This window comes from Leptospira fluminis, assembly GCF_004771275.1.
GTDB classification, from domain to species: Bacteria; Spirochaetota; Leptospiria; order Leptospirales; family Leptospiraceae; genus Leptospira_B; species Leptospira_B fluminis.
Window position 1 is genome coordinate 235793 of the sequence record NZ_RQEV01000010.1, and the last position, 13922, is coordinate 249714.

Here is a 13922-nt window from a genome sequence, read left to right on the forward strand (position 1 = left end):
TCACCACTTCATCAGATTCATTTCGTCGACAAAGCTGGTCTTCTTCCTGCGCTGGATCGCAACGACCAACGCCAATCCGATCGCGGCTTCCGCAGCCGCGATGGCCATCACGAAGAAGACGATGACCTCTCCTTGGACCTGCTGCAGCGCCTTGGAAAAGGTCACAAATACCAAATTCACCGAATTCAGGATCAGTTCCACGGACATGAAGATCACGACCGCGCTCCGACGAAAGAGTACGCCGGCGACTCCGATAGTAAAAACGATACATGCTAAAATCAAAATATACTCTACCGGAATACCCGAGACGGTAGGGTTTAATACGGACGGATTCATAAATCGCCCTCCCCGGGTTTCTTCCCGAGATTTTTCTTTCCTAAAATCACCGCCCCGAGTACGGCCGCCAATAATAACACGGACAATACCTCGAAAGGAAGCAGATAGTCCAAAAACATCGAAGCTCCCACTACCGCGGTGTTTCCGTGTACCGTTTTCGGCTTGGAGAGGTTCCCGTTTTCCGCCGCAATGGAATACTCGTATTCTCCAGTCGAAGAATATCCATGCGCAGGAGATTGCGAATTCGGAACCCCTTCCCGAACCGCATTTGTCAGGACGACCCCCAATATGGCCACGAAAAAAAGCAGAAAGAACTTTTTAGCAGGATGTTTCCACAGCTTCGAAATCCCGTCGTCATGAAGCGATAAAAGCATCAATACGAATACGACCAAAACCATGATCGCTCCCGCATACACGAGGACTTGCATGGTCGCGACAAAAACGGATCCCAACACCGCGTAAATGCCCGCTAAGGCAAAAAACGCCAGGACAAGTAGGACCGCGGAACTGATCGGATTCGGATGAAACACCACGCCTAAGGCTCCGGCGATTAACACTCCGGAAAAAACGAAGAAGAGCAGTAATTGAGGATGATCGAAAATACCTACCATTTCCAAAACCCGTCCATACCGATGTAAACGCTGGCGATAACGATATTGGCCACCGCCCAAGGGATCATTTTTTTCCAACCGATGGTCATCAGTTGATCGTAACGGAATCGCGGAAGAGTCCAACGAACCCACATGAACAGAAATGCGAAGAAAAGCACTTTTACGGTAAAGAAGAGCAGCCCGAAAATCGCGCGGAACTCCGAACCTTCCAGAATTCCGAAAGGCACGTTATATCCTCCGAAAAAAAGCAGAGAGACGACGCAGCTCATGGTCACCATGTTCATGTATTCCGCTATAAAAAAGAGCGCGAATTTAAACGCTCCATATTCGGTGTGAAATCCTACGACCAATTCCGATTCCGCTTCGGCCAAGTCGAAAGGCAGGCGATTCGTCTCGGCGAACATAGCGACTACGAAAACCGAAAACGCGATAAAGCCGGGAAGTTTAAAAACGTTCCAAAGTCCTACCTGCGCGTCGTTGATGTCGGTAAGTCTTAAAGAACCCGTTAAAATCACGATAGCCGCCACGGACATTCCTAGAGGAAGTTCGTAACTGATCATCTGAGCGGTGGAACGGATCCCGCCGATCAAGGAATATTTATTATTACTGGACCAACCCGCCAAAATGATCCCGTAAACCGCAAGGCTCGAAATCGCGAACAAAAAAAGAATCCCTGTGTCCGGATTCGCGATTTGTAGATCCAGAGAAGCCAATCCTGTCTTTCGGGAAACCCATTCCGGAAGAGGCAAAACACCTCCGAGAGGAACCACCGCCCAAGCCATGATGGCGCAGGTCATGGAAATTCCGGGAGCGATCAGATACATGACCTTGTTTACGTTCTTCGGGAAAATCTCTTCTTTGGTTAAAAATTTGATTCCGTCCGCTAAAGGCTGAAAAAGCCCGAACGGCCCGGCTCGATTCGGACCTTTCCGATCCTGGATATAACCCGCAACTTTTCTTTCGGCTAACGTGTAATAGGCGCAGGCAGTGATGAATACTAGGAAAAAGAGAACGCTCTTAAGCAACCAAAAGAGAATCTGGTTCCAATCCATTTCGTTTTAAACTCCTGAGGCGACGGGAGAAGGCGCTTTCGTACGGTCCTTCAGTCTTGCTTCGAACTCGTTTCGAAACTTTTGGATGGTCGGGCGTACGGCCCCTACGCAGGCGTCGGAAAGCGGGCAAATCGTAGTTCCGCCTTCCATATTTCTGGAAAGGGAAAGAATCAATTCCAAATCCTCCGAAGTACCTTCCCCTTCCCGGATTTTATGAAGTAAGTCTCGGACCCAATGTGTTCCTTCGCGGCAGGGAGTGCACTGCCCGCAGGATTCGTGCGCGTAAAAACGGGCGAACCTATAGGTGGTTTCGACCAGGTCCGTTCCCTCTCCGATCACGATCACCGCGCCCGAGCCTAGCATGGTTTTGTGAGCGGCCATGGATTCGAAATCCATATTCGCAGTCTTACACTCTTCCGCAGTTAGGATGGGCACCGAAGATCCGCCGGGGATCACCGCCTTCAGCGGTACATCGTCCAACATTCCTCCGCAAAGATCGTTGATGAGTTCCATGAGAGGAGTTCCCAAAACGATTTCGTAAACACCGGGCCTTTTTACGTGTCCTGAAACGGAAAACAATCTGGTGCCCGGTGATTTTTCGGTCCCGATCTTGGAATACCAATCGGCGCCCTTGTCCAGAATATGCGGAACCGTAGAAAAGGTTTCCACGTTGTTCACCACCGTCGGACAACGATACAGGCCGGACACGGCGGGAAACGGGGGCTTGAGTCTAGGATGTCCCCTCCGTCCTTCCAAGGAATTAATGAGAGCCGTCTCTTCTCCGCAGATATAAGCTCCGGCTCCGGCATAAAGAACCAGATCGAAATCGAAACCGCTCCCTTGAATGTCTTTTCCGAGATATCCTTTCGCATAGGCCTCGTCTATGGCCTTTTGCATGGAATCGATTCCTTTATTGAATTCCCCTCGGATATAAAAAAATCCCTTATTGGCCCCGATTGCCCGGGCTCCGATGACCATACCCTCGATGATCTGGTGGGGAAGTTTTTCGATCAACTTGCGATCCTTAAAAGTTCCGGGCTCCCCTTCATCCGCGTTGCATATGATGTATTTCGGTTTCGGTATGTCTTTTGGGATAAAGGACCATTTCATTCCCGTCGGAAAACCGGCCCCGCCTCTTCCCCTAAGTCCGGATTTTTTGACTATGTCCACGATCTCTTCCGGTTTCATTAGAAGGGCTTTTTTCATCCCGTCGTATCCGTGTACTGATTCGTAGAATTCCAGTTCGTTGGATCTGGGGTCGTCGATGTATTTGGTAAGAATTCTCATTTCCGCCATGGCGATCCTCCTAATCCAGACTCCGAAGAAGTTCGTCAACTTTTTCGTTCGTTAGATTTTCATAATATGCATCGTTGATCTGCACCATCGGAGCGTACCCGCAGGCGCCCAGACATTCCACTTCCTCGACCGTAAACTTTCCGTCGTTCGTAGTTTGTCCGGTCTTGATCCCCAATTCGGAACAAATATGCTCTTCGATCTTATCACTGCCTCTCATATAACAACTGGAAGTTCCGCAGATCTGGATGTGGTATTTTCCTACGGTTTTTTTGTTGTACAACGTATAAAAGGTGGCGACCCCGTATACTTGAGCGAGTGAGATCGGAGGGCCGATTTTTTCGGCGAGGTAAGCCATTCCCTCTCGATCCACATAGCCTTTCTCTTTTTGCAGGAGATACAGACCGGGAAGAATAACGCTTCTCTTATCGGGAAATATCTCCATCAACTTGGAGAATCTCTTTTCGGAATCCGGATTGAATAGATAGGACATCAGCAATCCAACTCCCCCGCGATAACGTTCAGAGAACTCATCGTGGCGATCGTATCCGCAAGCAATCCGCCTTTGACCAGATCGGGAAAGGATTGGTAAAACCAAAAACAGGGCCTCCGGACATGGACTCTCCAGGGGGATTTTTCCCCTTCGGACACGATGTAAAAGCCAAGCTCTCCGTTTGCCGCTTCCGTGGCTTGGTAGTATTCTCCCGGAGGGACCTTGATTCCATGCATGATGATTTTGAAATGGTAGATCAATTCTTCCATGTTTTTATAAACTTTGCCTTTTTCGGGCAGATACGCGTGAGGAAGGTCCGCGTGATGGGGACCGGAAGGAATTCCTTCCACCAATTGTTCTATAATGCGGATGGACTGTCTCATCTCTTCCATCCGCACGAGAGTTCGGTGCAGTACGGAACCGTCCTCGCCGATCGGAACGTCGAAGTCCACTTTATCGTAAATCATGTACGGCTCGTCCTTACGAACGTCCCAAGGAACGCCCGCAGCCCGAAGATTAGGTCCGGAATATCCGTACGCGATCGCGTCCTCGGCGGAAATTCCGCCTATGCCTTTCGTGCGATCCATAAAGATTCTGTTATTTACCAAAAGGCTTTGGAATTCTTCGATCGCGGGTTTTAGCCCCTTGCAGATCGTACGTACCTCGTCGGCGAATTCGGGATAGATATCCTTTTCCAGTCCGCCTATCCTACAGAACGTGGTAGTCAAACGGGCTCCCGTCAATTTTTCCAGGACCTGATAGATATTCTCGCGATGATGAAACAGGTGCAGCATCCCGGAAAAAGCGCCCAGATCCACGCCCAGAATTCCGTTGCAAATGATATGGTCCATGATGCGCGACAATTCCGACACGATCATTCTCACATAAACGACCTTGTCCGGAACCTGGATCCCCATCATTTTTTCCACGGTGAGGATCCAGCCTATATTGTTTAAAGGAGTGGAAACATAATTCATCCGGTCCGTACAGACCAGGAATTGGTTGTAAGTATATTTCTCCCCCAGCTTTTCGAAACTGCGGTGTACGTATCCGATGACGGATTCCGCTTCGACCACTCTTTCGCCGTCCAATTGGATGACGTTCTGCAAAATTCCGTGGGTCGCGGGGTGGGACGGGCCTAAGTTCACGAGAAGATGACCTTCCGGTAAATGCCGGAACTTCGAACCGAAATGCTCGGCCGTTTTTTCGTACATGATCGTCATTCCCCTCCCATGTCCTCCCTAACGTGGATCGTCAAAAGATCCTCGATCAGGTAATCCTGTCCGAATCCTTCCAAAGGAAAGTCTTTCCGGAGAGGGTGCCCCTGAAAATTGTCGGGCATGATCAACCTTTCCATCTGAGGATGGTCCCGGAAAGGGATCCCGAAAAGATCGAACACTTCCCGTTCCGGCCAGTTGGCTCCCTTGAAGAGACTTACGATACTGGGGACCTCTTCCCCTTCTTCCACCGGAACCTTGAATTGTACCCGAGTGGAGGATTTATTTCCGGAACGCAATAGATAGCAGACTTCGAATCTAGGATTCTTTTTTCCCAACCAATCCACGGCGGTGAGGTCGTTCAGATAATTCAATTCGATTCCCGGAGACGTTTTCAGGGCAGCGAATACTTGCAGCAACCCTTCGGCTTTCAGGAAGAATACTGGTAGGTTGGAAAGTACCTCTTCTTCCTTATAGACGTATTGCGGAAATTTGTCTTTGAGGAAGCGATCTATGGTTTCTTTCATCGGACGACCAAAGGTTTATTTCTTTCATTGATCTCCCGAATTTTACTCATCACTTCCTGCCGCCTCGCTTCCAGGCCCTGGGTCTTGACCTTTTGTTGGAGTTTTATGACCGCGTCTAGAAGGGCCTCCGGACGAGGCGGACATCCGGGAACGTACAGATCCACGGGAAGAATTCGATCGATCCCCTGGAGAACGGAATAAGCGTGGAACATCCCGCCGGAAGACGCGCAGGCTCCGTAACTGATCACGAATTTCGGCTCGGAAAGTTGGTCGTAGATTTCCCTGAGTACGGGAGCCATTTTATAAGTAATGGTGCCCAAGACCAAAATCATATCCGCTTGCCGGGGAGAAAAAGAAGGACGTTCCGCTCCGAACCTGGCGATATCGTAATCGGAACAGGAAGCGCTCATGTACTCGATTCCGCAACAAGCGGTCGCGAACGGATAAGGCCAAAGGGAGTAACTTCTCCCCCAATTGATCACGGAATCCACGCTGGCCACTTGGACCATATCTCCGTACATCTGGCCGGGCTGGCTGAGTTGATCGTTCAATCCCATTCGAGTGCCCCCTTTTTACGGATATAAATCAAACCTACGACAAGTACCAGAATAAATACGAGCATCTCTACCAAGAGAAAATTTCCGAGTCCGGCTTCCTTAAAGGACTTCAGATTTACGGCATACGGAAAGAGAAACACCGCTTCTATATCGAATAGAATGAAGAGCACCGCGACTAAATAAAACTTAATATTGAACAAACCCTTCGCGTCCCCGTAATACGGAACCCCGCATTCGAAAGTGTCATGAGGCTTGGACTTTTTCTTCGGATTCAGGAGGAATGCGAGCGCCAGGATAAGGGAGGAGAATCCTATCCCGAGGAGGAATTGTATCAGGAGGGGGCCTAGGTGTTCGGGCGAGCTTCCCATATCTATCCTTCTTCTATGGGAACCCGCACAGGGGCAACTGTCAATCCTTTTGAAACATAAACCGGAAAAACCTCCTCCAGGATTCGAGATAACGGACGTTAACGCGCGTTCCGCCCTTGTTGAGATTTAATCTCCGAAATTCTCCTCGCTTCCTTTGCTCGGCTCAGGAAGGAGGAGAATGGCCGTCGGTCTGGAGATAATTTTTTTCCCAATTTGTTTCCGATTCTTCATCGGATCGAAACGGAAAAAACCGAGGATTCGGTATGGAGAAGAGAGTCTATGGAATACATTTTTAGGCCGGACATTCTTATAACGGAGGGAATGATCTGCGTTTGTTTTTATCTCATCCATAAAATACAATCCGGACAGCGCTCTAAACCGAAAACGGGAAAATAATCCGCGTAACGATCGTTCTGTTTTTACTTTAAAAAGTTGGTGACAAAACTATCTCTTCCGGTAATTTCTTAAGAAAACTCTCCAAAAAGAGGAAGCGCCAAAATGGCTAAGTTGGTTTTATCTAGTTTTGCGGAACTCGAAGCATACGTAGGAAAAGAACTGGGAACATCCGAACCCCACGAAATCACCCAAGCACAGATCGACAAATTCGCGGAGGCAACTCTGGACCACCAGTGGATCCATACGGATCCGGCCCGAGCCGCCAAAGAATCTCCGTTTGGCACTACGATCGCCCACGGATATCTGACTCTTTCCATGGCCCCCTATCTTCTTGCCCAGATCCTGGAACTGAAAAACATCAAAATGGGGATCAATTACGGGATGGAAAAACTCCGATTTATGGATCCCGTCAAAGTCGGATCGAAACTGAAATTGCGCGCGGAACTGATGGAATTGAAGGACCTTCGCGGAACGGCTAGGATGACCCTCAAGCTTAGCTTCGAGGTGGAAGGAGCCCCAAAACCGGCGGCAGTCGGCGAAGTGATCTACCTCTACCAGTTCGGTTGATTCCGGAACCGCCAACAGGAATGATTAGCGCGTTTGCATGAATCCCCGTACGATTATTTATCTGATTTCCCGCATTCGGGACGAATTCCATAGACACTTGAACCGAGAACTCAAGGAAAAAGGGCTCGGGCAACTTTCCACCACTCACGCGGACATACTATTCGCCCTCGCCATGTCCAAAAAGGTTCCTATGCAGGAAATCGCCAAGATGATCGATAGGGATAAATCCACGCTAACTGCCTTGGTGGATAAATTGGAGGATTTAGGATACGTGGAACGGGTACGGGACGACGAGGACCAGAGGGTGGTGAACCTGCAGTTGACCCGTAAGGCGTATTCAATACGACCGATCATGCTCGGAATTTCCAGGTCCTTACTTTCGGGTTTGTACAAAGGGTTTTCGGAATCCGAAAAAAAGGAGCTGGTCAGGCTCCTCGATAAACTTTATAAAAACATGAAATAGTGCTTCTATAAAAAGAATTCCTGGATAGACACCAGGATCTCCTTTTCCTCGGGATTCCGACCTACGATCTGCTCCGGCTTTCTGCGACGCCCCGGAGTCCACGGATTCAATAAATTTCTGTATTTGGCAAGAAGAGAGCTGATCTTTTCCTTCTCCATCTCTTTCACTTTTCTCAGATCCGGAACGATCAGGGAATTCAAATCTCCCGGTTCCACTTTTCTGAGCCCTTGGGCGTATTCCCTAGTCCTGGATTCCAATTCCTTATGAGCGTGAGGAGTGATCAGATAGGCGAACAACAACTCTTCCATCCCGGCGTATTCCGGCTTCGCGGTAAATCCGTGAAAACAGGTGAGATTGACGGCGGGGCTGGAGTTCAAAACGAATCGGATATCCTGTCGATGAAAGGAGGTGGCAAGAATTCGAGAAGGCTCCCTACTTTCCTGGGAATGCCAAGGTCTCCTTTTGGAAGGCAGAAATCGATTCGGCACTCCCCTGCGGATCCCTTCTTCCAAATACTTCCGGATTCCCGTATGATCCTCCACATTTAGGATCTCTTTAGCGTCCAAAAGCCATACCTTGGCCCCGCCGGAACGCAACACGTCCCAATCGTCTCCGGTAAAGAAAGGAGAAAGGGCATACTGCGCCTTAGGAATGGAGCTGCGAAGAAACTCCGAAGGGATTTTCAGACTTGAGGCCTCCTTTTCCGACAAAAGAAAGAATCCGTTGTCTCCTGTGGCGATCCCTCTACGGAATTTTCCGAATTCTAGGATGGAAACCCAGTCGTATCGACCTCCTTTGGACATACTCACATAATTATTGTTATACGGAATTTTCGCATCACTTTTTATTCTGAAAAGAATTTCTCTATCTTCTCGAAAAGAGTGAGTCCACTTGTGCTCCGCCTTTAGACTGGCGGTGCGCCACTGGAGATTTTTCCCGTATATCCCTTCGGAGATCAGGGAAGAAGAAATCCTAGACCACAGAAAACCGGGAACTTCCGGCTTTGCGTTTTCCAGGAATAGGATGCAAGAGGAGGTTACCGCTCCCGAAAACAAAGGCCAAGGGGAATCCAAGAGAAGGATCCTCCTCAAAGTTCCGGATTCCAAAAGCGTCTTCTTGACCGGGATTCCGTATCCTGCATTCAGAAATTCGTATGGAAGGAGCACTGCGGCACGACCCTTCTCCTTTAGAAGCGAGAGGATCTTCAACAGAAAGAACACGTAAAGGTTGGCCGTTCCCGGAATGGCTACGCCCGTCTTCTCCTTAAAGGATTTTAAAAGATCGTTTCCTAGCTTGGAGTGGCTCAGTCGTTTGTACGGAGGATTGCATAGGATTGCGTCGAAAGAAGTCTCCACTTCCGCGTTCAAAAAATCTCCGAGATTCAAAAATCTTGCATTCGGCGGAATCTCCTCCTCTTCCAGATTCCGTTCGCATTCCCGAAATAAGACCGGATCGATTTCCCAACCGTGAAATTCGACGGGCCGACAAAATTCCGTCTTTGTCCTGTTAAAGACGGAAAAGAAAATTCCCTTCCCCGCCGCGGGATCCAGAATCCGAAACGGAGTCTCCTTTTTCCACTCGGCCTCCGAATCTCGGACCCATTCAACCATGATCCTAGCCAAGGCAGGCGGAGTAAAAAATTGTCCCAATTCCTTCGAGGATGAGATCAACGTATGTAAAGAAATATTTTCCGTTGGCTGAATGAACATTTATCCCAGAAAACCGTCCGCCTATTTAGCGTTAATACGACGGATACGTATTAGAAGATGCTTACAAGCCGAATTGGAGAAACAAAAAAAAGGGAAAATTTCCGAAGAAAACTCTTTAGTATACGCTTAGTATACAAATAGATTTGTAAAAAGTACGTCTAAGGAACCTTAGGTGAAAGCTTTTCACCAATTAATCGCGCAACGGATTCCAGTTGCACTTCTTTTGCCAAGTCGAGTGCAGTTTTGCCTTGGATGTCGGTGAGAGCCACATCCGCTCCTAAACCTAGGAGTTTTTCCGCGGCTCCGACGTTCTTTCTGGAAATTGCCTCCATCAAAGGAGTGGTGCCTTGGGCGTCCCGTTGGTTGATATTCGTTCCCGCCTTCGACAGTAGGTCGAAAATTTTCGGATCCGAGCCCAGAGTTTCGGTGGCATAATGGAATGCGTTGCGAGCTCCGATTTGTCTGACCCCTTCGACCGTCTGAATTTCCTTTAGCCTGCTGGTAAAGACGGGCTTTGCTCCATTATTCAGTAAAAATTCGGTGATCGCAAGGTCCGGAGGAGAGGAAGCTCCACCGACAGCCAAAAAGAGCGGGTATTCCTCGGGGCCGCCGGGATCATGATTGGGGTTGGCGCCGTTCTCAACCAAAAACTTAGTAAGAATCAGATTCTTATTTCGGATAGCTATGTTCAGGAGGGAAACCGGATGTTGCTCTTCCCCTTTTCGAGCAGCGTATTCCACCTGGGCTCCCGACTCGATCAGTCGTTTTGCCTCGGCCAGATCGTCCATGTCCGGAACCTTTACTTTTAGCAGAGGCTGGAGTCGATAAAATAGGACAGAGTTTCCTTCCTGGTCCTGGGCGTTCAGATTTGCGCCGTTTTTGATCAGAAATTCGACCACTTCTTCTCCGCTCGCTACCATCAGTGCAGTGCGACCGTTCCCGTCTTTCGCATCGATCTTAGCGCCTTGGCTCAGAAAGCCTTCCACTTTTTTGAGAGCCCCTTCTTTGACCGCTAATAGAAATTCCGAGTCCAGCTCGGGAGAGGCGAGGATAGGGAGGGAAAAGACTAGAATCCCAAGAATCCAGCGTTTCCAGGGTGTTTTTTGATGCGCTTGTCGTACCATAAATTCCCTTTTTTTGCCCCTCGGCCTATATTGAAAAAACCCTCGATTCGGAAAATGAAAATTCCTCTCACCCAGGGAATTGCCTTGACCTCCTCCCCTTCTACCGAATGCTTCTCCCCTTTAGAAAGCTCTTTTACCCTTTTAGTTCGCGTTTTTTACTTCGAAGCGAACGGTTCGGAGCGTTGGAAAGGTTGGTTATGGGAAAGGAAAAGTTGAATTTCGATCGTTATGACGCCTTAGGACTCTCGGAACTGATTCGAAAGAAAAAGGTTCATCCGAAAGAACTACTAGAATATTCGACGAAAAAAATCGAATCCCTTAACCCGAAATTGAACGCGGTGGTGCAACTCACCGTAGAACAGGCCAAAAACAGACTTTCGACGGGCAAAATTCCGAAGGGTCCTTTTTTCGGAGTACCAATTCTGATCAAGGACATGATCCATAGCGTAAGAGGAGAACGGATGACGTCCGGCTCCAAAGCGTACGATAAGTACCTGTCACCGGATGATTCCGAATTCGTATCCCGCCTGAGAAAGGCAGGTTTCGTTTTTTTAGGTACGACCAACGTGCCCGAATTTGCTCTGATGGGAATAACGGAACCTAAGTTGCATGGCCCGACAAGGAATCCTTGGGATCCGGAAAGAACTCCGGGAGGTTCTAGTGGAGGTTCCGCAGCGGCAGTCGCCTCCGGTATGGTGTCTTTAGCCACAGGCTCGGATGGAGGCGGTTCCATTCGGATTCCGGCCGCGTATTGCGGATTATTCGGGTTAAAACCGTCTCGGGGCCGTGTTCCCGTTTATCCGTTAGGCAGGATCTGGCAGGGAGCTTCCGCGGACCATGTGATCACTAAGTCCGTAAGGGACAGCGCGGCCGTGCTCGATTTGGTTTCCGGCTTGTCTCATCCGGAAGCGTTCGAGTTGGAAAAACCGAGAACTCCGTATCTGGCGGAAACGAAAAAGCATCCCGGTAAATTAAGAATCGCTTATTCGATCGAGTCTCCGATCGGAACCGGAGTGAACGAGGACCATTCCGTCGCCGTCCTCGATACGGTTAAGTTGTTGAAATCCTTAGGTCATAAAGTGACGGAAGCGAAGCCGGATATCGACGGGAAAAAATTGGCCGCTTCCTTCCTCATGATGTATTTCGGTGAAGTAGCCTCCGAATTGCAGATCGCGAAATCATTTTTAGGCAGAAAAGCCTCCATGAGAGACGTGGAGTCTACGACCTGGATCTTGGGACTCCTAGGTTTTTCGGTTTCCGCAGGAGAGTTCGTTTCCCAAATGAAATATTGGGACCAGGCCTCCTATAGGATGGGAGAATTCCACAAAGACTACGATCTATATCTCACTCCTACTACCGCGGAACCTCCGGCAAAGATCGGAGAATTGGCTCCGAAGTTCTACGAAGAAATCGCGATGCAGATCGTGGGTCGACTGGGATTGGGCAAGCTGTTGTTGGCGACCGGACTCGTGGACCAACTCGTGGAAAAGAACCTTTCCAGAACTCCCTTTACGCAACTGGCCAACCTGACGGGCCAACCTTCGGTTTCCATTCCACTTTCCCGGACTCGGTTGGGACTCCCGATCGGATTGATGTTCACTGCGGCGAGAGGGAGGGAGGATATTTTGATCCGTCTGGCTTCTCAACTGGAAAAAGCTAGGCCCTGGGCGGACTTGGCCAAAAGTTAACTAAAAAGTCCGACGTCGAAAGGAGTCGCTTTCACTTCCCACTTTACAAATCCCAAGTGATCGCATTAGGTATCCGTATGTCCTTAAGTCATGACGAATTCAAAAACGCACTTTCTCATTTCGCGTCCGGAGTGACGGTTGTCACCTTCACGGATATGACCCGTACAGGCGGATTGACTGTGAGTAGTTTTAGTTCTCTGTCCTTGGATCCTCCTTTGATACTGTTCAACCTACAAAAGAATATCTCCAGCCACGATCCGCTTCTCTCTTCCGGAAAGTTCACTGTAAACATCCTTGCTTCGGAGCAGGCGGAGCTTTCCAACCAATTTGCGTCCGGAAAAATCGATAAGCACGAATTGATCCAAAAATTAGCCTGCGATCTAGGGCATAACGGGGTTCCGTATCTTTCCGGAACCCTGGCAAGAATCGAGTGCGATTTGGAAAAAGAGATCGATGGTGGAGATCATACGATCGTGGTCGGACGTGTACTTTTCGCCGCCTCGGACGACTCCAAACATCCGCTTTTGTATTATCGAAGGAAATACAGAGAGTTCGCCGATTAAATAGATACCGCTATTCGAACGTAAGTTTTTGGAGGTCCGCTTTCCGGACGGACTTGCGTTCCGTGATCATAAGAGGAACTCGAAATTCCGTCCTTTGGAGTTTATCCTTTGCGATAAATTTGACCCCATCGGATTTCGTTTCTATCTCGACTTCATGGTCGTTTTGGGCAAAGATCCTACCTTCGACCGTACTACCGTCCTTTAAATGAAGCCTGTCCACAGTCCCTCCATCTGGGTCGGAGAACTGCCTTTCCAAAGTGATGTTTTCAGCGTCAAAGCCTAGAATCTTACTCGAAAACGTTTCTCCTGAAACCAAATGAACGGTGACTTTTCCGGACATGGCCATCCGGTACAATTGCTGTTCTACCGTTTCGCTTTGGTGATCCCAGTGATTCGCATATAGGCCTTCTTCGCAAAACTCCACGATAAAGGTCCGTTTGGTGATCGTAAAAAGCCAACCTAAAAGAATCGTGACAGTATAGTCGTGCCATTTTGCCGTTTCTGTCGTACGGATCGTCTTTCCCGGCGGCGGCTCCGGTAAGGGAGAATTCAAAGGAGGAATCAAGCCGAAGAAAACGGAAGACTTCCATGCCGGAATGAGACCTCCGAGAAAGGACCAACGGGATTGAACGGATTCTATCTTGCAGGAAGCGGAAGACTCGGCGGCGAGAATCATTCGATTTTCCGGATTCGTGCTGATTCTCTTTTCGAGCGTACAGAAATTCAGCAATACGGGAATTGCAAGAAAAGCGCATGAAAGGAATTTATTTCGCTTAACGATGCTTTGCTTCATTTTTCTCGATCCTATTCCTTACAACCCGGAACCCGTTTTTTGTCGAAAGTATTCATGCAGCAAAGGCCACACAAGTAAAATTAAGGATTAAAACAGGATCGTTCCAAAGACGAACATCGTAGCGGACAAACTCGAAAGGCTTTCTTGGTAAACGATCCATGCGCT

Annotated in this window: 16 protein-coding genes; 4 read left to right on the top strand and 12 right to left on the bottom strand. The window is 48.9% G+C overall.

Features of this window, described 5'->3' with window-relative positions; all coding sequences use genetic code 11:
* The 9 genes from nuoK to EHO61_RS09960 are packed head-to-tail and all read right to left on the bottom strand — an operon-like array spanning position 1 to position 6454.
* Positions 1 to 336, bottom strand: coding sequence for an NADH-quinone oxidoreductase subunit NuoK (gene nuoK, locus EHO61_RS09920; RefSeq protein WP_135813434.1), 336 nt, complete (start codon positions 334 to 336; stop codon positions 1 to 3).
* Positions 333 to 947, bottom strand: coding sequence for an NADH-quinone oxidoreductase subunit J family protein (locus EHO61_RS09925; protein WP_135813435.1), 615 nt, complete (start codon positions 945 to 947; stop codon positions 333 to 335). The genes nuoK and EHO61_RS09925 overlap by 4 nt, the downstream gene beginning before the upstream one ends.
* A complete protein-coding gene (gene nuoH / locus EHO61_RS09930; RefSeq protein ID WP_135813436.1) occupies positions 941 to 1999 on the bottom strand; it encodes an NADH-quinone oxidoreductase subunit NuoH in 1059 nt (352 codons plus the stop codon). The genes EHO61_RS09925 and nuoH overlap by 7 nt, the downstream gene beginning before the upstream one ends.
* Positions 2000 to 2005: 6 nt before the next feature.
* Positions 2006 to 3295 (bottom strand): NADH-quinone oxidoreductase subunit NuoF, encoded by a 1290-nt coding sequence (nuoF, locus tag EHO61_RS09935; RefSeq protein WP_135813437.1) that lies wholly within the window; start codon positions 3293 to 3295, stop codon positions 2006 to 2008.
* Positions 3296 to 3305: 10 nt separating this feature from the next.
* Positions 3306 to 3785, bottom strand: coding sequence for an NADH-quinone oxidoreductase subunit NuoE family protein (locus tag EHO61_RS09940; protein ID WP_135813438.1), 480 nt, complete (start codon positions 3783 to 3785; stop codon positions 3306 to 3308).
* Positions 3785 to 4999 carry an NADH-quinone oxidoreductase subunit D gene (locus EHO61_RS09945; RefSeq protein WP_135813490.1) on the bottom strand — a complete coding sequence of 405 codons (1215 nt, stop codon included), beginning with the start codon at positions 4997 to 4999 and terminating at the stop codon, positions 3785 to 3787. The genes EHO61_RS09940 and EHO61_RS09945 overlap by 1 nt, the downstream gene beginning before the upstream one ends.
* A 5-nt stretch (positions 5000 to 5004) precedes the next feature.
* Entirely contained in the window at positions 5005 to 5529 is a 525-nt protein-coding gene (locus EHO61_RS09950; RefSeq protein WP_135813439.1) for an NADH-quinone oxidoreductase subunit C, read from the bottom strand.
* Positions 5526 to 6086, bottom strand: a complete 561-nt coding sequence (locus EHO61_RS09955) for an NADH-quinone oxidoreductase subunit B (RefSeq protein WP_135813440.1) — start codon at positions 6084 to 6086, stop codon at positions 5526 to 5528. The genes EHO61_RS09950 and EHO61_RS09955 overlap by 4 nt, the downstream gene beginning before the upstream one ends.
* On the bottom strand, positions 6077 to 6454 hold the full coding sequence (locus EHO61_RS09960; protein ID WP_135769035.1) for an NADH-quinone oxidoreductase subunit A: 378 nt from the start codon (positions 6452 to 6454) through the stop codon (positions 6077 to 6079). Before EHO61_RS09960 ends, EHO61_RS09955 begins: the two co-directional genes overlap by 10 nt.
* Positions 6455 to 6952: 498 nt before the next feature.
* On the opposite strand from EHO61_RS09960, the gene EHO61_RS09965 reads away from it, so the two are divergent.
* Positions 6953 to 7417: a MaoC family dehydratase gene (locus tag EHO61_RS09965; RefSeq protein WP_135813441.1), complete on the top strand. Its 465-nt coding sequence runs from the start codon at positions 6953 to 6955 to the stop codon at positions 7415 to 7417.
* A 37-nt stretch (positions 7418 to 7454) separates the two neighbouring features.
* The gene (locus EHO61_RS09970) at positions 7455 to 7880 is read left to right on the top strand and encodes a MarR family winged helix-turn-helix transcriptional regulator (protein ID WP_135769037.1); all 426 of its coding nucleotides are present in this window, start codon (positions 7455 to 7457) and stop codon (positions 7878 to 7880) included.
* A gap of 5 nt (positions 7881 to 7885) precedes the next feature.
* Here EHO61_RS09970 and EHO61_RS09975 read toward each other — a convergent pair whose 3' ends face one another.
* Positions 7886 to 9589, bottom strand: a complete 1704-nt coding sequence (locus EHO61_RS09975) for an HsdM family class I SAM-dependent methyltransferase (RefSeq protein ID WP_135813442.1) — start codon at positions 9587 to 9589, stop codon at positions 7886 to 7888.
* 158 nt (positions 9590 to 9747) lie between these two features.
* On the bottom strand, positions 9748 to 10713 hold the full coding sequence (locus tag EHO61_RS09980) for an ankyrin repeat domain-containing protein (protein WP_135813443.1): 966 nt from the start codon (positions 10711 to 10713) through the stop codon (positions 9748 to 9750).
* 197 nt (positions 10714 to 10910) lie between these two features.
* Between EHO61_RS09980 and EHO61_RS09985 the strand changes: the two genes are divergently transcribed.
* Positions 10911 to 12401 (top strand): amidase, encoded by a 1491-nt coding sequence (locus EHO61_RS09985; protein ID WP_135813444.1) that lies wholly within the window; start codon positions 10911 to 10913, stop codon positions 12399 to 12401.
* A 77-nt stretch (positions 12402 to 12478) separates the two neighbouring features.
* Complete coding sequence (locus EHO61_RS09990; RefSeq protein ID WP_135813491.1) at positions 12479 to 12964, top strand: flavin reductase family protein; 486 nt, start codon at positions 12479 to 12481, stop codon at positions 12962 to 12964.
* A gap of 10 nt (positions 12965 to 12974) precedes the next feature.
* Here EHO61_RS09990 and EHO61_RS09995 read toward each other — a convergent pair whose 3' ends face one another.
* Entirely contained in the window at positions 12975 to 13757 is a 783-nt protein-coding gene (locus EHO61_RS09995; RefSeq protein WP_246032075.1) for an LIC_13076 family protein, read from the bottom strand.
* Positions 13758 to 13922 lie beyond the last annotated feature (165 nt).